The sequence below is a fragment of the Pseudomonas promysalinigenes genome, from assembly GCF_014269025.2.
Taxonomy (GTDB): domain Bacteria; phylum Pseudomonadota; class Gammaproteobacteria; order Pseudomonadales; family Pseudomonadaceae; genus Aquipseudomonas; species Aquipseudomonas promysalinigenes.
The window spans coordinates 4,253,685-4,276,652 of the sequence record NZ_CP077094.1; the positions used below are offsets into that span (position 1 = coordinate 4,253,685).

Annotated in this window: 23 protein-coding genes and 1 tRNA gene; 12 read left to right on the forward strand and 12 right to left on the reverse strand. The window is 61.6% G+C overall.

Translation table 11 applies throughout. The features are described from left to right. Nucleotides 1-8: 8 nt before the first annotated feature. Nucleotides 9-707 (forward strand): SDR family oxidoreductase, encoded by a 699-nt coding sequence (locus tag HU725_RS19280; protein ID WP_186478270.1) that lies wholly within the window; start codon nt 9-11, stop codon nt 705-707. A gap of 65 nt (nt 708-772) precedes the next feature. Here HU725_RS19280 and HU725_RS19285 read toward each other — a convergent pair whose 3' ends face one another. The 7 genes from HU725_RS19285 to HU725_RS19315 all read right to left on the reverse strand — a co-directional run bounded on the left by HU725_RS19285 (nt 773) and on the right by HU725_RS19315 (nt 6,613). Then, nucleotides 773-1,291, reverse strand: coding sequence for an acyloxyacyl hydrolase (locus tag HU725_RS19285; protein ID WP_060477543.1), 519 nt, complete (start codon nt 1,289-1,291; stop codon nt 773-775). A gap of 105 nt (nt 1,292-1,396) precedes the next feature. Then, nucleotides 1,397-2,194, reverse strand: a complete 798-nt coding sequence (murI, locus tag HU725_RS19290; RefSeq protein ID WP_186478269.1) for a glutamate racemase — start codon at nt 2,192-2,194, stop codon at nt 1,397-1,399. After that, entirely contained in the window at nt 2,187-2,942 is a 756-nt protein-coding gene (locus tag HU725_RS19295) for a molybdopterin-synthase adenylyltransferase MoeB (RefSeq protein WP_186478268.1), read from the reverse strand. Before HU725_RS19295 ends, murI begins: the two co-directional genes overlap by 8 nt. Continuing rightward, complete coding sequence (gene prmC / locus HU725_RS19300) at nt 2,936-3,766, reverse strand: peptide chain release factor N(5)-glutamine methyltransferase (protein ID WP_186478267.1); 831 nt, start codon at nt 3,764-3,766, stop codon at nt 2,936-2,938. Before prmC ends, HU725_RS19295 begins: the two co-directional genes overlap by 7 nt. After that, entirely contained in the window at nt 3,766-4,848 is a 1,083-nt protein-coding gene (prfA, locus tag HU725_RS19305) for a peptide chain release factor 1 (RefSeq protein WP_060477539.1), read from the reverse strand. Before prfA ends, prmC begins: the two co-directional genes overlap by 1 nt. Further along, a complete protein-coding gene (hemA, locus tag HU725_RS19310) occupies nt 4,845-6,122 on the reverse strand; it encodes a glutamyl-tRNA reductase (protein ID WP_060477538.1) in 1,278 nt (425 codons plus the stop codon). Before hemA ends, prfA begins: the two co-directional genes overlap by 4 nt. 149 nt (nt 6,123-6,271) lie before the next feature. Beyond that, complete coding sequence (locus HU725_RS19315; RefSeq protein ID WP_060477537.1) at nt 6,272-6,613, reverse strand: hypothetical protein; 342 nt, start codon at nt 6,611-6,613, stop codon at nt 6,272-6,274. Between the two features lie 290 nt (nt 6,614-6,903). Between HU725_RS19315 and HU725_RS19320 the strand changes: the two genes are divergently transcribed. The 8 genes from HU725_RS19320 to ychF all read left to right on the forward strand — a co-directional run bounded on the left by HU725_RS19320 (nt 6,904) and on the right by ychF (nt 13,706). Further along, the gene (locus tag HU725_RS19320; RefSeq protein ID WP_186478266.1) at nt 6,904-8,625 is read left to right on the forward strand and encodes a tetratricopeptide repeat protein; all 1,722 of its coding nucleotides are present in this window, start codon (nt 6,904-6,906) and stop codon (nt 8,623-8,625) included. Between the two features lie 4 nt (nt 8,626-8,629). Beyond that, the gene (gene lolB / locus HU725_RS19325) at nt 8,630-9,247 is read left to right on the forward strand and encodes a lipoprotein insertase outer membrane protein LolB (RefSeq protein WP_186478265.1); all 618 of its coding nucleotides are present in this window, start codon (nt 8,630-8,632) and stop codon (nt 9,245-9,247) included. A 4-nt stretch (nt 9,248-9,251) separates the two neighbouring features. After that, a complete protein-coding gene (ispE, locus tag HU725_RS19330; protein WP_186478264.1) occupies nt 9,252-10,112 on the forward strand; it encodes a 4-(cytidine 5'-diphospho)-2-C-methyl-D-erythritol kinase in 861 nt (286 codons plus the stop codon). A 20-nt stretch (nt 10,113-10,132) separates the two neighbouring features. Further along, nucleotides 10,133-10,207: transfer RNA gene (locus HU725_RS19335), tRNA-Gln, on the forward strand. Between the two features lie 48 nt (nt 10,208-10,255). Then, a complete protein-coding gene (locus HU725_RS19340) occupies nt 10,256-11,197 on the forward strand; it encodes a ribose-phosphate pyrophosphokinase (RefSeq protein WP_003247410.1) in 942 nt (313 codons plus the stop codon). 120 nt (nt 11,198-11,317) lie between these two features. Next, nucleotides 11,318-11,917, forward strand: coding sequence for a 50S ribosomal protein L25/general stress protein Ctc (locus tag HU725_RS19345; protein ID WP_060477533.1), 600 nt, complete (start codon nt 11,318-11,320; stop codon nt 11,915-11,917). A gap of 81 nt (nt 11,918-11,998) precedes the next feature. Continuing rightward, nucleotides 11,999-12,583: an aminoacyl-tRNA hydrolase gene (pth, locus tag HU725_RS19350; protein ID WP_009686183.1), complete on the forward strand. Its 585-nt coding sequence runs from the start codon at nt 11,999-12,001 to the stop codon at nt 12,581-12,583. A gap of 22 nt (nt 12,584-12,605) precedes the next feature. Continuing rightward, a complete protein-coding gene (ychF, locus tag HU725_RS19355) occupies nt 12,606-13,706 on the forward strand; it encodes a redox-regulated ATPase YchF (RefSeq protein ID WP_060477532.1) in 1,101 nt (366 codons plus the stop codon). Between the two features lie 63 nt (nt 13,707-13,769). On the opposite strand, the gene HU725_RS19360 is transcribed toward ychF, so the two are convergent. Both HU725_RS19360 and ycaC read right to left on the reverse strand, forming a co-directional pair. After that, nucleotides 13,770-14,243 (reverse strand): OsmC family protein, encoded by a 474-nt coding sequence (locus tag HU725_RS19360; protein ID WP_186478263.1) that lies wholly within the window; start codon nt 14,241-14,243, stop codon nt 13,770-13,772. Nucleotides 14,244-14,342: 99 nt separating this feature from the next. Continuing rightward, nucleotides 14,343-14,963, reverse strand: a complete 621-nt coding sequence (ycaC, locus tag HU725_RS19365) for an isochorismate family cysteine hydrolase YcaC (protein WP_060477530.1) — start codon at nt 14,961-14,963, stop codon at nt 14,343-14,345. Nucleotides 14,964-15,172: 209 nt separating this feature from the next. Between ycaC and HU725_RS19370 the strand changes: the two genes are divergently transcribed. From HU725_RS19370 to HU725_RS19380, 3 genes are all read left to right on the forward strand, one after another. Further along, nucleotides 15,173-15,562, forward strand: coding sequence for a YybH family protein (locus HU725_RS19370; protein WP_186478262.1), 390 nt, complete (start codon nt 15,173-15,175; stop codon nt 15,560-15,562). 93 nt (nt 15,563-15,655) lie between these two features. Next, a complete protein-coding gene (locus HU725_RS19375) occupies nt 15,656-17,155 on the forward strand; it encodes a purine-cytosine permease family protein (protein ID WP_186478261.1) in 1,500 nt (499 codons plus the stop codon). A gap of 13 nt (nt 17,156-17,168) precedes the next feature. Then, nucleotides 17,169-18,599: an aldehyde dehydrogenase family protein gene (locus HU725_RS19380; protein WP_186478260.1), complete on the forward strand. Its 1,431-nt coding sequence runs from the start codon at nt 17,169-17,171 to the stop codon at nt 18,597-18,599. A 169-nt stretch (nt 18,600-18,768) separates the two neighbouring features. Here HU725_RS19380 and HU725_RS19385 read toward each other — a convergent pair whose 3' ends face one another. The 3 genes from HU725_RS19385 to HU725_RS19395 are packed head-to-tail and all read right to left on the reverse strand — an operon-like array spanning nt 18,769 to nt 22,939. Next, nucleotides 18,769-21,171: a DUF3772 domain-containing protein gene (locus HU725_RS19385; protein ID WP_186478259.1), complete on the reverse strand. Its 2,403-nt coding sequence runs from the start codon at nt 21,169-21,171 to the stop codon at nt 18,769-18,771. A gap of 56 nt (nt 21,172-21,227) precedes the next feature. After that, complete coding sequence (gene ada, locus HU725_RS19390) at nt 21,228-22,280, reverse strand: bifunctional DNA-binding transcriptional regulator/O6-methylguanine-DNA methyltransferase Ada (protein ID WP_186478258.1); 1,053 nt, start codon at nt 22,278-22,280, stop codon at nt 21,228-21,230. 35 nt (nt 22,281-22,315) lie between these two features. After that, nucleotides 22,316-22,939: a DNA-3-methyladenine glycosylase family protein gene (locus HU725_RS19395; RefSeq protein ID WP_186478257.1), complete on the reverse strand. Its 624-nt coding sequence runs from the start codon at nt 22,937-22,939 to the stop codon at nt 22,316-22,318. Between the last annotated feature and the right edge of the window lie 29 nt (nt 22,940-22,968).

Below are 22,968 nucleotides of genomic sequence, written 5' to 3' on the forward strand. Positions count from 1 at the left end.
GCAGTATCTTGAATGACTCGCGTAGTTTCTGGATTACGGGGGCCGGTAATGGACTGGGTTTGGCCTTGGTGGAAAGGTTGCTCGAAAACGGGCACCGAGTCGCCGCAAGTGGCAAGGAATGCGACGCTTTGGATGCATTGGGCATGCGACATGGCAGCCAGTTGTTGAGGCTGCCCTGGCAATTGCATGAAGAAGGCCAAGCTAGCCGTGCAACTGAGCAGATTTGTCACGCATGGTGCTCGCTTGACGTGCTGATCATCAATGCAGGTACCAGTGACTATTTAGCCGCTAGCGTGCCTGACGATCAGGTATTGGAAACCATCGTCAATGACAATCAGCTGGCAACCGAGCATTGCCTCAACAGTGCTTTGCCATTGCTCAAGCAGGGGTATCAGCCGCAAGTCATGGTGGTCTTCAATCGCTATTCAGCCTTGCAGCTGTATTCGCCTACTCAGGTGACGTCAGGCTGGAACAGTGCAGTGCAATGGTCGCGGGAACAGCGCCCAAATCTGAAGAGCCAAGGGATTGATCTGACTGTGGTGGCGCCCCAGTCGTTGAAGACGCCGGTGACGCCCGTCAAGGCGGCTCCGAGTGAATGGACACCGCAGAGTGCAGCGGATGAGCTGCTGACCCGTCTGCCGCTACGCGAACCGGAGCTGGTGTTGGAGGTTATGGACATCAGCAGCTTGTGGCCGTTGTCACGTTGACTGATGACTTACCGAGCCTGGCGCTGCCGCCTACATTGTAAGCGGCAGCGCCAGGACGAAATCGGTCAGAGCGCCATGCGGTAATGCAGGCTGTAGCTCTCGACACCGTCGTTGGGCTGCTTGATGCCAGCGTTGGAATAATGAATCGCCCTCACCCCAACCTCGTGCCCGCCGGCAAAGCGCAGGCCGAAGCCTACCCGATCTTCGAAATTGAAGGATGAACCGAGGTTGTTGCTTTCAATCTCCGTGCTGGAGAACGCCGCAACACCGATACCCGCCTCGATGTAGGGTTTGACCGACTGCCCTGCAAACTCGTAAACGAACACTGGCGAGAAAGACAGGCTGTGGTTACTGGCAGTTTCATCGCCCTGCCAGTAGGTGTAGGCCCCGTCCCAATAACCCGTTAGCCGACCCACACTGCTCTGCCACCAGCTTTTGTCCCAGTTGGACTGCAACCCCAGACGATAGACCATGGTGGAGTCACCGGTCTGCCCAACCGAAAGCGAGACATCGGCAGCTTGTGCCACCACTACATGTCCCAGGGCCAGGGCGGCAGCCGCCGCCAAACCGAGCAGTCGCTTCATCAAAAACATCCTTCCTTTCATACCGTTATTAGTATCCACCTGCCATCAGGCACCTGGATAGAAAGCGGGATTGGTACGATAGTTCAGGTGTTCTTCACATTTTTTTTACAAAGTGAAACATTCCACCCGATCAGATGGCTGCCAGAGCACGGGCAGGACTCGCTTGAGTGCCAATGGATCACCGCTGCTCCAGAAGCTTGCCTCTCGGGAAGGCCCATCAGCTAAAAGCGCCTGGGCTGCCAACAACCTCTGCAACTGGCGGGCTACTGCAGCACCGGTATCGATGATGGCCACGTCAGCGGGCACCATCTGGGTCAACAGTGGGCGTAGGAAGGGGTAATGGGTACAACCCAGGATCAAGGTATCGCAGCCTGCGGCCAACAAGGGCTGCACGTAACCCAGCAGCAATTGACGCAACTGCGGGCTGGTCAGGTCGCCGGTTTCGATCCGCTCCACAAGCCCTGGGCAAGGCTGGGTGATGACCTGAACGTCTGTGGCGAAACGATCGAGTAAAGCGGCGAACTTGGCACTCTGCAGGGTGCCAGTGGTAGCCAGCACACCCACTACACCGGAGCGGGTAGCGGCCGCGGCAGGCTTGACGGCAGGCTCCATGCCGACCAATGGCCAGTGCGGGTACAACTCGCGCAAATCGGCGACCGCGGCCACTGTGGCAGTGTTGCACGCCAGCACCATTGCCTTGGCCCCTTGGGCCTGAAAGAACTCGGCAATCCGTCGGCAGCGCTGGCGAATGTAGTCTGGGGACTTCTCGCCATATGGCACATGACCACAATCGGCCACGTAAAGCAGCGACTCATTGGGCAGCAAGCGCTGAATCTCGGCGAGCACCGACAACCCGCCGACCCCCGAATCCATCACGCCGACCGGCGCCGAACGCTCAACCATCGCGCTTGGCGCACACGGCGCAGGCCGGGTCACGCTTGACCCGCAGCTCACGCAAGCGCGTGCCAAGGGCATCGATCAACAGCAGCCGGCCGACCAGCGGTTCGCCAAACCCGGCGAGCAGTTTCATCGCCTCCAGCGCTTGCAGGCTACCCACCAGCCCTACCAGCGGCCCGATCACACCCGCTTCGCTACAGGTCAGCTCGTCTTCGCTACCGTGCCCGTAAAGGCAGTGGTAGCAAGGGCTGTAGTCACGCCGTGGGTCGAACACCGACAACTGGCCTTCCAGGCGAATGGCTGCACCACTGACCAACGGCTTGCCAGTGGCGAAGCAAGCGGCATTGACCGCCTCGCGCGTGGCGAAATTGTCGGAGCAGTCCAGCACCAGGTCGACACCTGCAACCGCCGCAGCCAAAGAGTCCACATCCAATGCTTCACGGTGGGCGACAAGCGTGACTTCAGGGTTGATCGCCCGCAGGCGCTGCAGCGCCGAATCGACCTTGCTCATACCTACGCTGTCACTGTCATGGATGACCTGACGTTGCAGGTTGGTCAGGTCGACCGTGTCGAAGTCAGCCAGGTGAAGCTCCCCCACCCCTGCGGCTGCCAGGTACAGCGCCACGGGCGAGCCAAGGCCACCGAGGCCGACGATCAGCGCCTTGCTGCGCTTGAGCCGCAATTGCCCATCGATATCGACCTGGGCCAGCAAGATCTGGCGGCTGTACCGCAACAATTCCTGATCGGTCAGCATGGCAGGCGCCCCAGTGAAATTCGCTCATGGCCGCCAAGGTCTTTGCGGCTGGTCACCTCGGTGAAGCCGTTGGCCTCGAGCAGGGCACGCACGTCGCCAGCCTGGTCGTAGCCGTGTTCAAGCAGCAGCCAACCACCGGGCAATAGGTGCTCCGGAGCCTGGGCGGCGATCGCTCGCAGGTCATCGAGGCCGTCGTTACCGGCTACCAGTGCACTGCTAGGCTCGAAACGCACGTCCCCTTCGGCCAGATGCGGGTCTTGGGCGCGGATATACGGTGGGTTGCTGAGGATCAAGTCAAAGCGCTGCCCGGCCAGATGGCTGAACCAGTGGCTTTTGAGGATCTGAACGTTGCCCAGGCCCAGGCGCTGGCGATTGCGCTCTGCCAGGGCCACGGCCTCATCGATGCGGTCCACGGCCGTCACCTGCCAGGCCGGGCGATCGCTGGCCAATGCCAACGCGATGGCGCCAGTACCGGTGCCCAAGTCGAGCACCTTGGCCGGCGACGCAGGCTGCAGCTCCAGGGCTGTCTCGACCAGCAGCTCGGTATCCGGGCGCGGTATCAGAGTGTGCGGCGCCACTTCCAGGTCAAGCTTCCAGAAGCCCTGCTGCCCAAGAATGTAGGCCACAGGCTCACCAGCACGGCGGCGCTGCAGGTAGCCGGCGTAGGTCTGGGCATCTTCGCTGCTGACAATCCGCTCAGGCCAGGTATGCAGAAAGCTGCGAGACTTGCCGATGGCGGCAGCCAGCAGCAGCTCGGCGTCCAGGCGTTCGCTGGGCGATTCGGGTAGCTGCGCGTTGCGCAGTAGGCTGGCAATGATGGTCATCAGTCCCCCAGCGCCGCCAGTTGGTCGGCCTGGTATTCGGCCAGCAAGGGTTCGATCACGGCTTCCACGCCTCCGGCGAGGATGTCGTCGAGCGAGTACAGGGTCAGGTTGATGCGGTGATCGGTTACCCGCCCCTGTGGATAATTGTAGGTGCGGATGCGTTCGGAGCGGTCACCGGAACCGACCAGCAGCTTGCGCTCGCTGGCAATGGCGTTTTGCGCGGCGCTAGTCTGCATGTCATTGAGCTTGGCAGACAGCCATGACAGGGCGCGGGCACGGTTCTTGTGCTGCGACCGCTCCTCTTGGCACTCGACCACGATGCCAGTCGGCAAGTGGGTAATGCGGATCGCCGAATCGGTCTTGTTCACGTGCTGGCCGCCAGCGCCCGAGGCACGGTAAGTGTCCACCCGCAGGTCTGCCGGGTTGATCTCGATGGCCGCTTGCTCATCCGGTTCGGGCAATACCGCCACGGTGCAGGCCGAGGTATGGATGCGGCCCTGGGATTCGGTTTCCGGCACGCGCTGAACACGGTGCGCGCCGGATTCGAACTTCAGTTTGCCGTACACATTTTCGCCTTCGACGCGGGCGATGATTTCTTTGTAGCCGCCGTGCTCGCCTTCGTTCTCGGAAAGGATCTCCAAACGCCAGCCGCGCTTTTCGGCATAACGCGAGTACATGCGGAACAAGTCGCCGGAGAAGATCGCCGCCTCGTCGCCGCCAGTGCCTGCGCGGATCTCGAGGAACACGTTGCGACCATCGTTGGGGTCCTTGGGCAGCAGCATGCGCTGCAGGTTGGACTCCAGCCCGAGCAGTTGCTCCTTGGCCTCACGCACCTCTTCGGCGGCCATTTCGCGCAGGTCTGGGTCGGCGTCCTTGAGCAGCGCCTGGGCGCCTTCAAGGTCGTCCTGCACCTTGCGCCACTCTTTATACGCGGCGTACACCGGTTCCACTTCTGCATATTCGCGGGAATAGGCGCGGAAACGAGTCTGGTCGGAAATGACTTCGGCATCACCGAGCAGCGCGGTGAGTTCCTCGAAGCGGTCCTGGAGAATCTCCAGTTTATTGAGCAGCGACGCTTTCATTGCGGGGATTTGTCCGTCGAGCCCTCGTTGAGGGCAAAGAGTTCCTGGGCCATGGCCAGCGCATCGAGGCGGCCCTCGGCCGAGAGCTTTTTCAACTGCACGCTAGGCGCATGTAGGAGTTTGTTGGTCAGGCCCCGGGCCAATTGCGCCAGTACATCTTCGGGGTTGCCGCCGTTGGCCAGCAGACGCTGGGCCTTTTGCAATTCTTCGTCACGCAGGCGCTCGCTTTGCTGACGGTAGGCACGCAGCACATCGACAGCGGCCAGTTCGCGCAACCGCAGCATGAAGTCTTCAGCGCCGACCGCAACCAGTTCTTCGGCCGCCTGGGCCGCGCCCTGGCGGCTCTTGAGGTTTTCCGCCACCACTTCGTGCAAGTCATCGACGGTGTAAAGGTACACATCGTCCAGCTCGGCCACTTGCGGCTCGATATCTCGCGGCACCGCGATGTCGACCATGAAGATCGGTTTGTGCCGGCGCTGCTTCAGCGCGCTTTCGACCGCGCCCTTGCCGAGTATCGGCAGCTGGCTGGCGGTGGAGCTGATGACGATATCACTGTTGGCCAGCTCCTGCGGGATGTCGGCCAACAGCACGGCGTGGGCACCGAACTGCTCGGCAAGAATGCTCGCCCGCTCCAGTGTCCGGTTGGCTACTACGATACGGCGCACGCCTTGTTCATGCAGGTGGCGAGCTACCAAGGTTATGGTTTCGCCAGCGCCTATCAGCAGGGCCTGGCTGCGGCCCAGGTCACTGAAGATCTGCTTGGCCAGGCTCACGGCGGCAAACGCCACCGACACAGGGTTTTCGCCGATAGCGGTGTCGGTGCGCACCTGCTTGGCAGCGCTGAACGTGGCCTGGAACAGGCGCCCAAGCAGCGGGCCGACAGTGCCGGCTTCGCGTGCCACCGCGTAGGCCGACTTCATCTGGCCGAGGATCTGCGGCTCGCCCAGCACTAGGGAGTCGAGCCCGGAAGCCACGCGCATCATGTGTTTCACCGCAGCGTGCTCTTCATGGATGTAGGCACTGGCGCGCAGCTCATCCAGGCTCAGCCGGTGATAGTCGGCCAGCCATCGTAAAACCGCGTCGGCGGACAGGTGGTCCTGCTCTATATAGAGCTCACTGCGGTTGCAGGTCGACAGAATTGCCGCCTCTCGGCTGGCGGTCAGTCGGCAGAGCTGCTGCAGGGCATCTACCAGCTGCTCAGGGGTAAACGCCACGCGCTCGCGTACGTCTACCGAGGCAGTCTTATGGTTGATACCAAGTGCAAGAAAGGCCATGCAAGGTCGCTGGTTGTGACGAGAAGCCGATAATTGTCCTCTTTCGCAGGTTTTAGGACAACCACCGTTCGCTATTGTGCTAAAAGCAGCCCGGCCCGACGAACGCTCGCCGGGCCGGGGCTAGTACCAGTGAACCCAGGCGCTTTGGCTTAAAGCGAGTTCGGGCCAACCTTCAGCGCCTTGAAGCTGAGCAGGCTACCGGCCTTCACCGCTTCTACCTGGGCAGTGATGGCATCTTTCACCACCGCTTCACCCAAGTCGGTGAGCTCCTGCTTCTTGATGTGCTCGACACTCAGGTGGAGCATGTGCAGTGCGACATCCATGGATTTCTGGAAAGCCAGCAGTGTGGTGTTCGGGCCCAGTTCTTCGATGACTTTTTCCCAGCGCCGATCCGATTCGGCCTGAAGCGTCAGGAATTCCTGCATCGACACTTTGTGGTCCGCGTAGATGTTGGCGAGCAGTTCTTCGAGCGATTTGGAGATGGCAGACATGCCGGATTCCTTCAATGAGGGGTGAAAGATTCTCGAAACAGCCAAGGGCTTGCTCCAAGTGCATGTATGAATACGTCGTCCAGGGAACTCACCCCATAGGCGCACTCGGCATTGGGCGCTGCAAATTCCTCACGGACCCGGCGTATTTTTTCCAACAGCTGTTTCGATCTGCACTTCTGCCCCCAGTGAGTGTCCGAGTCTTGCAATGAAACCGCGACCTTCGCAGGTGGGTTTGCCCCCGCGCTTGTGTCATCATGCTCCGACCGCCGGTTAGTCTTTGTAAGCCTTCTATGAACAGACCCTACGCACTGCTGCTTGCCTTCGCCCTGCTCCAGGGCTGCCAGAGCCTGGCTCCGCACAATGCCGCGCCCACCGTTGCCGAGGCCGGCAAAGGCGAGGCAGAAAAGCCTGTGGTGTATGGGTCGTTTTCACAGGACACCCTGTACAGCCTGCTGGTGGCCGAACTGGCCGGCCAGCGCAACCGCTTTGATATCGCCCTGGCCAACTACACCGACCAGGCGCAGAAGACCCAGGATCCTGGCGTCTCCGAGCGTGCCTACCGCATCGCCGAATACTTGGGCGCAGACGAACCGGCCCTGGACAGCGCATTGATCTGGGCCAAGAACGACCCGCAGAACCTCGACGCCCAGCGCGCTGCTGCCATTCAGCTGGCCCGGGCCGGGCGTTACGATGACGCCATGGTCTACATGGAGAAAGTGCTACAGGGCCAGGGCGACACCCACTTCGACTTCCTTGCCCTGTCGGCCGCCGAGACCGATCAGGGTACCCGCGACGGCTTGATGCAGAGCTTCGACCGTCTATTGGTCAAGTACCCGAACAACAGCCAACTGGTGTTCGGCAAGGCGCTGTTGCTGAACCAGGACGGCAAAGCGCAGGAGGCACTGGACCTGCTCGAAGCCCACCCGGTTCAAAATGGCGAAATCGCCCCAACTCTGTTGCGCGCTCGCCTGCTACAGGCCCTGGATCGGGGCCCGGAAGCATTGCCACTGCTGCGAGGGGCAATCCGCGACAACCCGGATGACAAGCGCCTGCGCCTGACCTACGCGCGCACCCTGGTCGAACAGGACCGCATGGCCGACGCCAAGGCTGAATTCCTGAGCCTGGTGCAGCAGTACCCGGACGACGACGAGTCGCGATACGCCCTGGCATTGGTCTGCCTGGAAAACCAGGATTGGGACGAAGCCGAGGTGTACCTGCGCGAGCTCATCGAGCGCGACAGCAACGTCGACGCCGCCCACCTGAACCTCGGGCGGATTGCCGAGGAGCGCCATGACCCGGCAGGAGCGCTACGCGAATACGCGTTGGTCGGCCCCGGCCCGGACTACCTGCCGGCACAGCTGCGCCAGGCCGATATCCTGATTGCCAATGGCCGCGGCACCGAGGCCTCGCGCCTGCTTGCCGAAGCTCGCGACGCGCAGCCGGACAGCGCCGTACAGCTGTACCTGATCGAATCGGAAAGCTACAGCAACAACAACAAGGACGCTCAAGCCGACCAGGTGCTCCAGCAAGCCCTCAAACGCTACCCAGACGACCTGAATCTGCTCTATACCCGCGCCATGCTGGCGGAAAAACGCAACGACCTGCCACTGATGGAAAAAGACCTGCGCGCCATCATCGATCGCGAGCCAGACAATTCCATGGCACTCAACGCCTTGGGCTATACCCTGGCCGATCGCACCACTCGCTACAGCGAAGCTCAAGCACTGATCGAGAAGGCCCATCAGCTGACCCCGGATGACCCTGCCGTGCTCGACAGCATGGGCTGGATCAACTATCGGCTCGGGCGCCTCGACGAGGCTGAAAACTACCTGCGCCAGGCTTTCGCCCGCTTCCCAGACCACGAAGTAGCCGCTCACCTGGGCGAAGTGCTTTGGGCCAACGGCAAACGCCGTGAAGCCCGCCAAGTCTGGGCCAAAGGTTTCGAAGCCCAGGCCGACAGCCCTATCCTGCGCAAGACCCTCTTGCGCCTGACCGGATCCGAGACTCTTTAACGCTATGTTCCTGCGCCATTGCATCACCTTCACCCTGATCGCCCTGCTGGCTGGCTGCGCCGGCTTTGGAAGCCGCGAAGCCCTGCAGGGCCACGGCGACCCACAGCAGTGGCGCGCCCATAAAGCACAGTTGAGCAGCCTCGACGGCTGGCAGATCAACGGCAAGGTCGGCATCCGCGCCCCGCGCGATTCCGGCAGCGGCACGCTGTTCTGGCTGCAGCGTCAGGACTATTACGATATCCGCCTTGCCGGCCCACTGGGCCGTGGCGCTGCCCGCCTGACCGGCCGCCCCGGTGGTGTCGTGCTGGAAGTGGCCAACCAGGGCCGCTATGAAGCCGCCAGCCCCGAAGCCCTGCTGGAAGAACAGCTGGGCTGGCAACTGCCGGTCTCGCATCTGGTCTGGTGGGTTCGCGGCCTGCCCGCCCCTGATAGCAAAAGCCAGCTGACCCTCGACGGCGACAGCCGCCTGGCCAGCCTCGACCAGGACGGCTGGCAGGTGCAGTACCTGAGCTACACCGAGCAAAACGGCTACTGGTTGCCCGAGCGCCTGAAGCTGCACGGCAAAGACCTCGACGTAACCCTCGTGGTCAAGGACTGGCAGCCGCGTCAGTTGGGGCACTGAGCTCATGCCTACCCTGACCCTGCCCGCCCCGGCCAAGCTCAACCTGTGGCTGCATATCCTTGGCCGCCGCCCTGACGGTTACCACGAACTGGAAACGGTGTTCCAGTTCCTGGACCATGGCGATGAACTGCGCTTTGCCCGGCGCGAGGACGGCGTGATCCGCCTGCATAGCGAAATCGAGTCGGTGCCCCACGACAGCAACTTGATCGTGCGCGCCGCGCGTAAATTGCAGGAGCAGTCTGGCACTGGGCTCGGCGCCGACATCTGGTTGACCAAGGTACTGCCCATGGGCGGCGGCATCGGTGGCGGCAGCTCCGATGCCGCCACCACGCTGCTGGGGCTGGCGCACCTTTGGCAACTGGACTGGGACGAAAATCGCCTGGCTACACTGGGCTTGGGTCTAGGCGCTGATGTGCCAGTGTTCGTGCGTGGCCACGCCGCCTTCGCCCAAGGGGTGGGCGAGCAATTGACGCCGGTAGATCCTGAGGAGCCATGGTACGTCGTGCTGGTGCCGCAAGTGTCTGTCAGCACAGCAGAAATTTTTTCACATCCGCAGTTGACACGTGATTCGCTCCCCCTTAAGATGCGCCCCGTTCCCAAGGGAAACAGTCGAAATGACTGCCAACCGGTGGTAGAGCAGAGTTACCCAGAAGTTCGCAACGCGCTGAATTCTTTGGGCAAATTCACAGAGGCTCGACTAACCGGTACTGGAAGCTGTGTGTTTGGGGCCTTCCCAAGCAAAGCCGAAGCTGATAAAGTTCTGGCCCTTCTTTCAGTGACCCAAACAGGGTTTGTGGCGAAAGGAAGCAATATTTCGATGTTGCATCGCAAGCTGCAAAGTCTGGTCAAGAAGTCGAGCGCATAAGCGTTCGCAGCAACAGATACAGGGGCGTCGCCAAGCGGTAAGGCAGCAGGTTTTGATCCTGCCATGCGTTGGTTCGAATCCAGCCGCCCCTGCCATTTTCCTTATACTCATCCAGGTATACCCTCAGCCTTCAGGTACTGCGCGTGTCCAAGATGATGGTCTTTACGGGGAACGCTAACCCCGATCTGGCTCGGCGTGTCGTACGTCAGCTGCATATCCCTCTCGGTGATGTCTCTGTCGGTAAATTCTCCGACGGTGAGATCAGCACTGAGATCAATGAAAACGTTCGCGGTAAAGACGTCTTCATTATTCAGCCGACCTGTGCCCCGACCAACGATAACCTGATGGAACTGGTAGTGATGGCCGATGCCTTCCGCCGCTCCTCAGCATCCCGAATCACCGCCGTGATTCCTTACTTCGGATATGCCCGCCAGGACCGCCGTCCGCGTTCGGCACGTGTAGCCATCAGCGCCAAAGTCGTCGCTGACATGCTCACTGTCGTAGGCATCGACCGTGTACTCACCGTCGACCTGCACGCTGACCAGATCCAAGGCTTCTTCGATATTCCTGTCGATAACATCTACGGTTCGCCCGTATTGGTCGACGACATCGAAGACCAGCGTTTCGAGAACCTGATGATCGTTTCCCCGGACATCGGTGGCGTTGTGCGCGCACGCGCCGTTGCCAAGTCCCTGGGTGTAGATCTGGGTATCATCGACAAACGCCGCGAGAAGGCTAACCACTCCGAGGTCATGCACATCATCGGCGACGTCGAAGGGCGCACATGCATCCTGGTAGACGACATGGTCGACACCGCCGGCACCCTGTGCCACGCGGCCAAAGCCTTGAAAGAGCATGGCGCTGCCAAGGTTTACGCCTACTGCACGCACCCTGTTCTGTCGGGCCGTGCGATCGAAAACATCGAGAAGTCGGTCCTGGACGAGCTGGTGGTGACCAACACCGTTCCGCTGTCTGCCGCTGCTCAAGCCTGTGACCGTATCCGCCAGCTGGATATCGCACCGGTTGTTGCCGAAGCGGTTCGCCGCATCAGCAACGAAGAATCGATCAGCGCGATGTTCCGCTAAGCGGAATACGTGTTGATATGAAGCGCCCCGCCCCAGCATCTTGTTGGGGCGGGGCTTTTTTGCCACCCCGTCTGGCGCTGGTCGCAAACGCCTTACGGGAGGCTATTTTGGAGAAGCAAAATGACTGATTTCATCCTGAACGCCCAAGCGCGTACTGACCTGGGGAAAGGTGCGAGCCGCCGCCTGCGTCACTCCGCCAACATCCCTGCCGTTGTATACGGTGGCGATAAAGAAGCCCAATCCCTGACCATCGTGGCCAAGGAAATCGCCAAGCTGTTCGAAAACGAAGCTGCCTTCAGCCACGTTATCGAACTGAACGTCGATGGCGCCAAGCAGAACGTCGTGGTCAAGGCCATGCAGCGTCACCCAGCCAAAGGCTTCATCATGCACGCTGACTTTGTTCGCGTGGTTGCTGGCCAGAAGCTGACCGCTGTTGTTCCAGTGCACTTCATCAACGAAGAAGCACCGATCAAGAAAGGCGGCGAAGTTTCGCACGTTGAATCGCAGATCGAAGTTTCCTGCGAAGCCAAAGACCTGCCAGAGTTCATCGAAGTTGACCTGGCCAAGGCCGAAATCGGCACCATCATCCACCTGTCGGACCTGAAAGCTCCGAAAGGCGTAGAGTTCGTCGCTCTGGCCCACGGTGATGACAAAGCTGTTGCCAACGTTCACGCTCCGCGCATTTCCGCCGAAGCTGCTGAAGAAGACGCTGCCGAGTAATCCACTCGCGCGCCGGTGTTGATCGGGTTACAGTGCGCCCCGCGCCCTGTAACCCAACAACTCCAAGGAAGAGCCCCTGACGTGACCGCCATCCAGTTGATCGTCGGCCTGGGTAACCCCGGCCCCGAATACGAACAGACCCGGCATAACGCAGGGGCTCTTTTCGTAGAACGCATTGCCAGCGCCCAGCGGGTATCGCTGACCGCTGACAAGAAATATTTCGGCCTGACGGCTAAGTTCAGCCATCAGGGCAACGACGTTCGTCTGTTGATCCCCACCACCTACATGAACCGCAGCGGCCAGGCCGTGGCGGCATTGGCGAATTTCTTCCGCATCAAGCCGGAAGCAATCCTGGTGGCTCATGACGAACTCGACCTGCCTCCGGGCGTTGCCAAGCTCAAGCGCGGCGGCGGCCATGGGGGGCACAACGGCCTACGCGACATCATCGCGCAGCTCGGCAACCAGAACGACTTCCATCGCCTGCGGCTTGGCATCGGCCACCCAGGTGACGCCAAACTGGTCTCCAACTTCGTCCTGGGCCGCGCGCCGCGCGCCGAGCAGGAGAAGCTCGACGCCAGCATCGATTTTGCCCTCGGCGTGCTGCCGGACGTACTGGCTGGCGACTTCGCCAAGGCCATGCGCGAGTTGCACAGCCAGAAGGCCTGATTTCCTAGAGAGGGGAATACCCATGGGTTTCAATTGCGGCATCGTCGGCCTGCCCAACGTCGGCAAGTCTACCCTGTTCAACGCCCTGACCAAGTCTGGCATCGCGGCGGAGAACTTCCCTTTCTGCACCATCGAGCCGAACAGCGGCATCGTGCCGATGCCCGATGCACGCCTGGCGGCCCTGGCGGAAATCGTCAAGCCCAACCGCATCCTGCCGACCACCATGGAGTTCGTCGACATTGCAGGCCTGGTGGCCGGGGCGTCGAAAGGTGAAGGCCTGGGCAACAAGTTCCTGGCCAACATCCGTGAAACCGATGCCATCGCCCATGTGGTGCGCTGCTTCGAAGATGAAAACGTGATCCACGTTTCCAATAGCGTCGACCCCAAGCGTGACATCGAGATTATCGACCTCGAACTGATCTTTGCCGACCTGGACAGCTGCGAAAAACAGCTGCAGAAAGTTGCCCGCAATGCCAAGGGCGGCGACAAGGATGCCCTGGCCCAGAAGGCGATCCTGGAGAAGCTCATCCCGCACTTCACCGAAGGCAAGCCTGCGCGCAGCCTGATGAAGAACATGGCTGATGATGAAAAGGCCCTGATCCGCGGCTTCCACCTGCTGACCAGCAAACCTGTGATGTACATCGCCAACGTGGCCGAAGACGGCTTCGAGAACAACCCGCACCTGGACGTGGTCAAGGCCATTGCCGAAGAAGAAGGCGCGGTCGTGGTGCCGGTGTGCAACAAGATCGAAGCGGAAATCGCCGAGCTGGACGACGGTGAAGAGAAAGATATGTTCCTCGAGGCCCTGGGCCTGGAAGAGCCTGGCCTGAACCGTGTAATCCGTGCCGGTTACGAGCTACTCAACCTGCAAACGTACTTCACTGCTGGCGTGCAGGAAGTGCGCGCGTGGACCGTGCGCGTCGGCGCCACCGCCCCGCAGGCCGCAGGGGTGATCCACACCGACTTCGAGAAAGGCTTCATCCGCGCCGAAGTGGTGGCCTACGACGACTTCATCCAGTTCAAGGGTGAAAGCGGTGCCAAGGAAGCCGGCAAATGGCGCCTTGAAGGCAAGGACTACATCGTCAAAGACGGTGACGTTATGCACTTCCGCTTCAACGTGTAACGCACAAAGCGCTGTGCAAGCCAAAAAAACCCCTTGCTGCCCACGCCGCAAGGGGTTTTTTCTTTAGCCCTGGCGGTGGATAGCCGGTTCGCAGCGCACTGGAAAATTGACCGAATTGGCCAGGAAACACTCATGATGGGCAGTATCATGCAGCTGCCTTGCAAGGGTTACATCGGACTCTGCGCTGACCACGATCTGTGGACGCAGGACCACTTCAGTGAAATGCCCTTTACGATGAGCATCGCCTTCAACCATTCGCCCCTGAGCATTATCGACATACTCAAGCACATTCACCGCGTTGACTGCGCATAGGTGTAAGTACCAGAGCTTGTGGCAGGCCGAAAGCGATGCGACAAGCATGTCCTCGGGGTTCCAGCGGCTGGCATCACCGCGAAAGGCCGGGTCTGCAGAGCCCTCAAGCACAGGTTTGCTCAGGGCTTGGGCGGTGAAATTGCGCTGATAGGAGGTATAGCTGGATGTGCCCTCACCCGTATTGCCCACCCAATCCACCGTCACCTGATAGGTATGTTCCTTCATACGTATTCCTCGATTGCGTTAAGGGCGTTGCACTCAGACTAATCGAGCACTGGACATGACAGCAAACCGCTTTGCTCGTCTGGCAACGCCCTTGCTACCCTACTTCGCCAGCTTGTCGTAACTGGTCATCAGATTGCGATAGTCGGGGATGTGATTGGAGAACAGCGTGCCCAGCCCCTCGACATCGTTGCGCCAATCACGGTGCAGCTCGCAAGCCACGCCAAACCAGGTCATCAGCTGAGCACCGGCTGCCTCCATGCGCCGCCAGGCCGAGTCGCGGGTCAACTCGTTGAAAGTACCAGAAGCGTCGGTCACCACGAATACCTCAAAGCCCTCCTCCAAGGCTGACAATGCCGGAAAGGCTACGCAGACTTCGGTGACTACCCCGGCGATCAGCAGCTGTTTCCTGCCAGTGGCCTTTACCGCCTTGACGAAGTCTTCGTTGTCCCAGGCGTTGATATTGCCAGGGCGGGCGATATAGGGGGCGTCAGGGAACTGCTCCTTGAGTTCCGGAACCAGCGGGCCGTTGGGGCCGGTTTCGAAACTGGTGGTCAGGATGGTCGGCAGCTTGAAGTACTTGGCCAGGTCAGAGAGCGCCAGCACGTTGTTCTTGAACCGGTCGGGGTCGATATCGCGTACCAGCGATAACAGGCCCGTTTGGTGGTCGACCAAAAGAACGGCGGCATCATTCTTGTCCAGACGCTTGTATTGGAACGCCATGACGCATCTCCTACTCGCAAAGGGTGGGAGTGTGAGCGTAGGCAAGGATCAGGGTCGCGTAGAACCGTCAGTCGGGTGGGCAGGCTAGGGCCTTACGGCCATCACTTCACAGATTTCTGAAGTGATTATTTTTCCTTAGCGATTTTTCCCCTTCTGCGTCGCCACCAGAATCGCTTCACCACAATCACAATAATCGTGAGGCCACTGTCGTGGACCAGACCGCTCAAGTACGCAAAGCCGCCGCCGACCTGATCGCAGCCTTCGCCAGCAACGACAGCGCACGCTATTTCGCCTGTTTCAGCGAAGACGCCACTTTCCTGTTCCACACCTTGCCCCACCCGCTGCTCTCGCGCCGTGAATACCAAGCTCTCTGGGCCCAATGGCAGGCCGAGGGTTTTGCCGTGCTCGGCTGTGAGTCGAGCAACGTGCAGGTGAGCCTGCAAGGGGAAGTAGCCATCTTCATGCATGACGTGGCTACGCATATCAGCCTTGCCGGCGAAGAACACCAACTGGCCGAACGCGAAACCATCGTGTTTCGCCGCCAGGGCGATCATTGGCTGGCGTGCCACGAGCACTTGTCGGTCGTGACTGCAGCCTGATCCAACTTACGCGGCCTTGCCGCACTGCCATCGCACCCACAATAGGGCCCGCGCACAGCTGCGGGCCTACAACAACCGCGCTGGAGCATCACCATGAGCCACTCGACCGGTATCGAGACCAATGGCGTCGAACAGATCCCCGACGATCAACGCGACGCTTGCCCGCTAGACCTGTTCCGCCTGATCTTCGGCGGTGCCAATACCTTCGCCACTGCCGTATTGGGCAGCTTCCCAGTGCTGTTCGGGCTATCGTTCCAGGCCGGAGTCTGGGCAATTCTGCTCGGCGTTGGCGTTGGCGCACTGATCCTCGCCCCCATGGGCCTGTTCGGTGCGCTCAACGGCACCAACAACGCGGTGTCATCGGGCGCACACTTTGGTGTGCACGGGCGCATCGTTGGCTCGTTCCTGTCGCTGCTCACCGCTGTGGCGTTCTTTTCACTGTCGGTGTGGAGCTCAGGTGATGCCCTGGTCGGCGGCGCCAAGCGCCTGGCCGGGCTGCCGGAAACCGATCTGACCTTGGGCCTGGCCTACGGCCTGTTCGCGGTGCTGGTGCTGGTTGTGTGCATCTTTGGTTTTCGCTTCATGCTGTGGGTCAACAAGATCGCCGTCTGGGCGTCGAGCCTGCTGTTTCTTCTAGGCATATTCGCCTTTGCCGGCCCATTCGATGCGGGCTTTGCTGGTAGCGTCAACCTAACCCAGCCGGGGTTTTGGGGAGCTTTCGTCGGTGCCGCGATCCTGGCAATGAGCAATCCGGTGTCGTTCGGTGCCTTCCTCGGCGACTGGTCGCGCTACATTCCACGGCAAACCCCTAAGTCGCGCATCATGCTGGCGGTGATTGCAGCACAGGTCGCAACGCTGATCCCATTCTTGTTCGGCCTGTGCACCGCCACCCTGGTGGCCACCCAAGCGCCCGATTACATCGCTGCCAACAACTACGTCGGCGGCCTGCTGGCGGTGGCGCCGAGCTGGTTCTTCCTGCCGGTGTGCCTGATTGCCGTGATCGGCGGCATGTCCACCGGCACCACCGCGCTATATGGCACCGGGCTGGACATGTCCAGCGTGTTCCCGCGCCTGCTCAGCCGCGCTGGCGCTACTTTGCTGATCGGTGTACTGGCGATCGGCTTCATCTTCATCGGCCGCTTCACCTTCAACCTGGTGCAGAGCGTGTCGACCTTCGCCGTCCTGATCATCACCTGCACCAGCCCCTGGATGGTGATCATGATCCTCGGCCTGATTACCCGGCGCGGTTTTTACCATGCCGACGACCTGCAGGTGTTTACCCGCGGCCAGCGTGGCGGGCACTACTGGTTCCTGCACGGCTGGAACTGGCGTGGCATGGGCGCGTGGATCCCCAGCGCGGTGGTCGGGTTGTGCTTCGTCAACCTGCCAGGGCAATTCGTCGGCCCCTTGGGCAACCTGGCCGGAGGCATCGACCTGAGCCTGCCGGTAACTTTGGGCCTGGCCGGCGTACTGTACCTGCTGCTGCTCAACCTGTTCCCTGAACCTGCTGGCGTGTATGGCCCAAAAGGCCCGCGCTGGGTGCGCTGCAAAAGCGCCGAGCATCCTCCTGTAACCGCTGCCGAAACAGCCTGACTGGATTATCTGCATGAATACTTCCCACTACATTGGCGGGCGCTGGGTCGAAGGCCAGGGCAGCGACTGCATTAACGTCAACGAGCCTGCACTGGGCTTGCCGTTCGCCGAACTGATGGCTGCCAGCGTGGCCCAGGTCGACCAGGCTGTGAGCGCTGCGCGCCAGGCCCTGACGACCTGGAAACGGGTCAGTAGCCAAGCGCGTGCCGCCTACCTGCGCGGTTTTGCCGAACAGCTCGGCCAGCGCCGCGAGGAATTGATCGCGCTGCAGATGCGCAACAATGGCAAACCACGCCATGAGGTCGAGATCGACTTGGACGACGCGATCGCCACCTTCGCTTACTACGCCGACCTGGCCGAGCAACTGCCATCGAAAAACCGCGAGGTGCCGTTGGCTGCGCCCGGTTTCACGGCGCGCACCCGCCTGGAGCCGGTAGGCGTCGTCGGCCTGATCGTGCCATGGAACTTCCCCCTGGTGACCAGCGCCTGGAAGCTTGCGCCAGCCTTGGCCGCCGGCTGCACCGTGGTGCTCAAACCCTCGGAAGTGACGCCGCTCATCGAGCTGGCTTACGGCCAGATTGCCGATAGCCTGGGCCTGCCGGCCGGTGTACTGAACATCGTCAATGGCAAGGCTGAAACAGGCGCCGCGTTGAGCAACCACAGCGGTTTGGACAAACTCTCGTTCACCGGCAGCAACAGCGTCGGTAGCCTGGTGATGCGCAGTGCCTCGGCCCAATGCCGACCGGTGACCCTGGAGCTGGGTGGCAAATCGGCGATCGTGGTGTTCGACGACTGCGACCCGGACCAGGCAGTGCAATGGATCGTCGCCGGTATCACCTGGAACGCCGGCCAGATGTGTTCGGCCACTTCGCGCCTGCTGGTGCAGGAGGGCATTGCCGATACGCTGCTGCCGCGTCTACAGGCGGCGCTGCAAAAGCTGCGGGTGGGAAACCCCTTGACCGAAGACGTCGATATGGGGCCGCTGACCAGCCAGGCACAATGGCTGAAGGTTGCCAGCTACTTCGCCACCGCCCGTGAAGAAGGCCTGCACTGCCTGGCAGGTGGACAGGCGCTGGACCGCGAAGGCTGGTTCGTGAGCCCGACACTGTATACCGACGTGCCCAAGGATAGCCGCCTATGGAGCGAGGAAATCTTCGGCCCGGTACTCTGCGCGCGCCGCTTCGCCACTGAGGAACAGGCGATTGCCGAGGCCAACGACAGCCGTTTCGGGCTGGTTGCCACGGTGTGCTGCGCCGACCTGGCACGCGCCGAACGTGTCGCCGATGCCCTGGAAGTCGGGCATGTGTGGATCAACTCGATACAGGCAGTGTTCGTGGAGACGTCTTGGGGCGGCACCAAGGGCAGCGGAATTGGTCGCGAGCTGGGGCCCTGGGGGTTGTCGGCTTATCAGTCGGTGAAGCATGTAACCCGCTGTTTGGAGTGATGGGCCAGAGGTGTCCACCACGACGCCTTCATCGCCTTCAAGGCCAGGCGTCGACTAGGACGCATCAGCCTCAGCGCCTGACCAGGCGCTGAGGCGAACACCTGTTGGCCTCAACGACATTGGGCTGTAAAGACATTCGCGTTACGAACGGCCCTCAGCGGCAAAATGCTCACGAAGGCTCATCGCCCCCGCGCGTGCCTTCCTGCAGCAGCACCATGCTCTGGGGCGACGACAGGGCGATCCCCTCTTCGCGCAAGCGGCCCAGAATGGTGAACAGTAAATCGCTGCGAGTGCCCGATACCTGCCGCGGCCCCGCCACGAAACCACTCACACCAATGACCATGCCCGTCGAAGTCAGCTCTTTGAAACTGACCGAACTGGCCGGCGCGTCAAGGATCGCTTCATGCTCCTGATAGGCCGCCAGCAGCAGTTCACGCACGCGGTTGGCATCGGTATCCAGCGGCAACGTCAGCGTGATACCCACCACGCCCAGGGCATTGCCCATGGTCACGTTCCGCACATTCTGCGAAATGAACTGCGAGTTGGGCACAATCACCGTTGAGCGGTCGGACATCTGGATTTCAGTTGCACGCACGTTGATCCGGCGGATATCCCCCTCGACCCCTGCCAGGCTCACCCAATCGCCCACCTTCACCGGGCGCTCGGTCAGCAGGATCAGGCCGGAGATGAAGTTCTGCACGATCTGCTGCAAACCGAAACCGATGCCCACCGACAGCGCACTGACGACCCACGTCAGGCTGGTCAGGTTGATATGCAGGGTCGACATCACCAACATGGCCAGGAACAGGAAACCGAGGTACCCCACGAGGGTCACCAGCGAGGCCCGCATACCTGCATCCATGTCGGTTTCCGGCAGCAACCGCTCGCTGAGCCAGCGCTTGAGCACCCGTATGGCCAACCAGCCACCCACAAAGATCAATAACGCCAGCACTATGTCCTGCGGCACGATGTTGAGGTTGCCGAGCAGCTTGCCGCCGGTGCCGTCCCAATCACCCAGGCTCAGCAGCAACTCGCCGGGGCTCGTGCCCGATGGCATCAACGCCAGCAGGATGGCCATGAGCAGCAGCACCGTGCGGCTGATACCCACCAGCACGGTGCTGGCCTGCGCCTGGTGGCGCGGTGCCAAGCCCAGGCTCGCGGCCAGCGTCAGCCCCCCTGGCTGGCGAGGCGAGAGCAGGATTTCGCACAGGTCGCTAAAGAAGGTGGTGAGCAGGTAGGCGCACACCCCGACCACACTGATCCACAGCAGCTTGCCGGTGAGGAAGTAAGCCAACGTCAGGTAGCCGGCCAGCAGGCTCAGCACGATCAAACCGACCCACACCACGATCACGAACGGGATCAAGCCAGCCAACCCTGCCGGGCGGGGCAGTTGATGCTCACGCAACGTGCGGCGGTATCGCACCAGGGCAAACGAGAAAATCGCCGCCACCACCAACGCCGTCAGGCCATTGGTGGCCACGGTCAGCGCCAGGCTCGTGCCGATCACACTGTTAATGCGCTCGATGGTCAGCATCACCATCAGCGCTAATGCCAGCAGCTTGGGGAACCAGCCCAGGGCCACGGCCACTTCGTCGTGGATTGCTGGCAGGCGCCAGGACGGGCGCTGCAGCATCAGCATGGCGCGGCCCAGGCCGCTGATGAAGGCGCTGAACACCACTAGTGTCAGGAAATGGTTGGTCAGGCTGGCAACGTCGGAGCCCAGTTCTGCGCTGCTCTCAAGGCCCCAGCGCAGCAGCGATACCGACCCTGCGATGGTGGCCAGGGTGGCCAGGCTGACGCTCAGGGCCAATGCGCTGCGGCGCAGGCGCCCCTCGGGTAGCCAGCGCACCATGGCAGCGGCCAACATGCGCTCGATCACCCGCCGCAGCCAGATCCAGACCAGGAACGCGGCTGCCACAGTGGCGATGAAGAACCAGCGATGATCGGCGCTGAAGGCACTGTTCAAGGCAGCCCCAGCTTCACTGCGCAGGTCACGCAGGCGAGCGACATCATCATCGGTGGGGCGGATCAGGCTCGACCAGAATGCGGGGCTCAACGGACTGGCGGCACGGCTGAGGATCTGCGAGTTGAACTGGCTGCGGCGCAGGTTGACGATCTGTGTCGACAGGTCGCGGGCCGACTGGGTCAACTTGGCGGCCTGGTCCTGTTCGGCCACCAGCGCCTTTTTCTCGGCATCGAGCTGCTTGCGCTGCTGGGTGATGCTCGGCGCTTCGTCCGGCTGCACCGGCCCCAGCACATTGAGCTTATCGTCCAGTTTGGCCACATCGGCGGCGCGCAAGGTGCTCAAGGCATCAGCCTGGCGCTGCACCTGCACGGTCGCCAAGCGCAACTGCGAGAGCACATCGTCGTTGGCGTTGCTGGTGACCCCCTGGCGGATCAGGTCGAGCCGGTCACTGAGTTGTTCATAGCTGGCGGTTTCATCCAGCGCTGGCAAATCGCCGGCCGCAAGGTTCGATGCGGGTGCCACGGGCGCCGACCAGGCCGGCTGCGCCACTACCAACATCAAGGCCAAGAAGGCCAGACAAAAACGGGCAAGGCAAACGCGCCTCATCGAATGTTCCTCTTCACACATCGATATGGCGGTGGATTCTACCCGCCTTGGTGCCTTCAGGTGAGTGCCGTTTCTCGTGCCAGCAGCTGCCGTTTGCGCTCTACCCCCCAGCGATAGCCGCTGATATCGCCGTCACGGCGCACCACCCGATGGCAAGGGATGGCCACCGCAATGCGATTGGCGCCACAAGCCTTGGCTACCGCCCGCACCGCTTTTGGTGCACCGATGCGTTCAGCGATATCGCTGTAGCTGACCTGGCTGCCCACGGGCACCTCGCGCAGCGCTTGCCAGACCCGCTCCTGGAAGGCGGTACCCTGCACGTCTAACGGTAGGTTCAACCCCAGTGCTGGCGCCTCGACGAACCCGACCACTTCGGCGACCAGCCGCTCATAACTGGCATCGCCCCCAATCAAACGAGCCTTGGGAAACTGATCCTGCAGCTGCTCGAGCAAAACCTGGGGATCATCGCCCAGCGCGATAGCGCAGATGCCCTTTTCGCTTTGCGCTACCAGGATTGCGCCCAGAGAACACTCGCCGATGGCGAAATGCACGGTCGCACCCACGCCGCCAGCCCGGTAGTCGCGGGGTTGCATGCCCAGGCGCTGGGGGGCGCTCTGGTAGAAACGGCTGTTGGAGTTGTAGCCCGCGTCGTAGATGGCATCGGTTACCGACCCATCCCCATCGCCCAGCCGCTCGCGCAGGCGCCGGGCGCGAAAGGCGCTGGCGTATGCCTTGGGCGTGAGGCCGGTTGCGGCTTTGAACAAGCGGTGCAGGTGGAATGGGCTAACGGCAAGTTGCGCGCCGAGTTGGTCGAGTGTCGGCGGGCTGTCGCTGCGTTCGAGCAAGCGACAGGCGCGGGCCACTATGTCTGCGCGCCGAGAAGCGTTCGGCTGGGCCATGCAGCGGCGGCACGGGCGGTAGCCTGCGGCTTCGGCACTGCTGGAGTCGTTGAAGAACTCGACATTCTCGCGTTTGGCCATGCGCGCCTTGCAGCCGGGGTGGCAGTACACACCGGTGGTGCGCACCGCGTAGACGAAATGCCCGGCGCCAGAGGCATCGCGGGCTTCGACGGCTTGCCAGCGTTGAAGGTCGGTTGTGAAAGCATTCATTGCGGTTTACCTCGACAGTCGGTTCGGTCGGTGGCTCACGCCCGCCACAGGTACCAGGCGGCAACGGTACGGTACGGGCTCCAGGCACCGCCGAGCGAGCGCATCTGGGCTGGCGTCGGCGCCTTGTCCAGCCCCTTGAGCCGACGGTAGCCCTCGCGCACACCAAAATCGTCCACCGGCAGAATATCCGAACGCTCCAGGCAGTAGATCAGCAGCATTTCCACCGTCCAGCGGCCCACGCCACGTAACGTCACCAGGCGCGCTATCAGCGCATCATCGGATAGCTCTTGTGCCTCATCGCGGCTTGGCACGATGCCCTGCAGGCTGGCTTGCGCAATACCCTGGAGGGTGGCCAGCTTACTCGCCGAAAAGCCACACCCACGCAGTGCCTCGGGACTGAGCGCCAACAGTTGTGCGGGCGCTGGAAACGTCTGCCCGGGGAACAGAGCTAGCAACCGGCCAAGTATCGCCTCGGCTGCCCGTGCATGGAGCTGTTGATAGGCGATGGCGCGTACCAGCGCTTCGTAAGGCTCGCGCTCTGGGGTGGCCCGATGCAGGCATGGCCCGGTAGCCTGGATATGCCGTGCCCAGTCAGGATCCAGCGAAGCCAGGTAGTGCGTGGCTGCGCGGTACGCGTCAGGGGAAAGGTCGGCAAGCATCTAGCAACGCTCCTTCAGCTTCAGGCCGG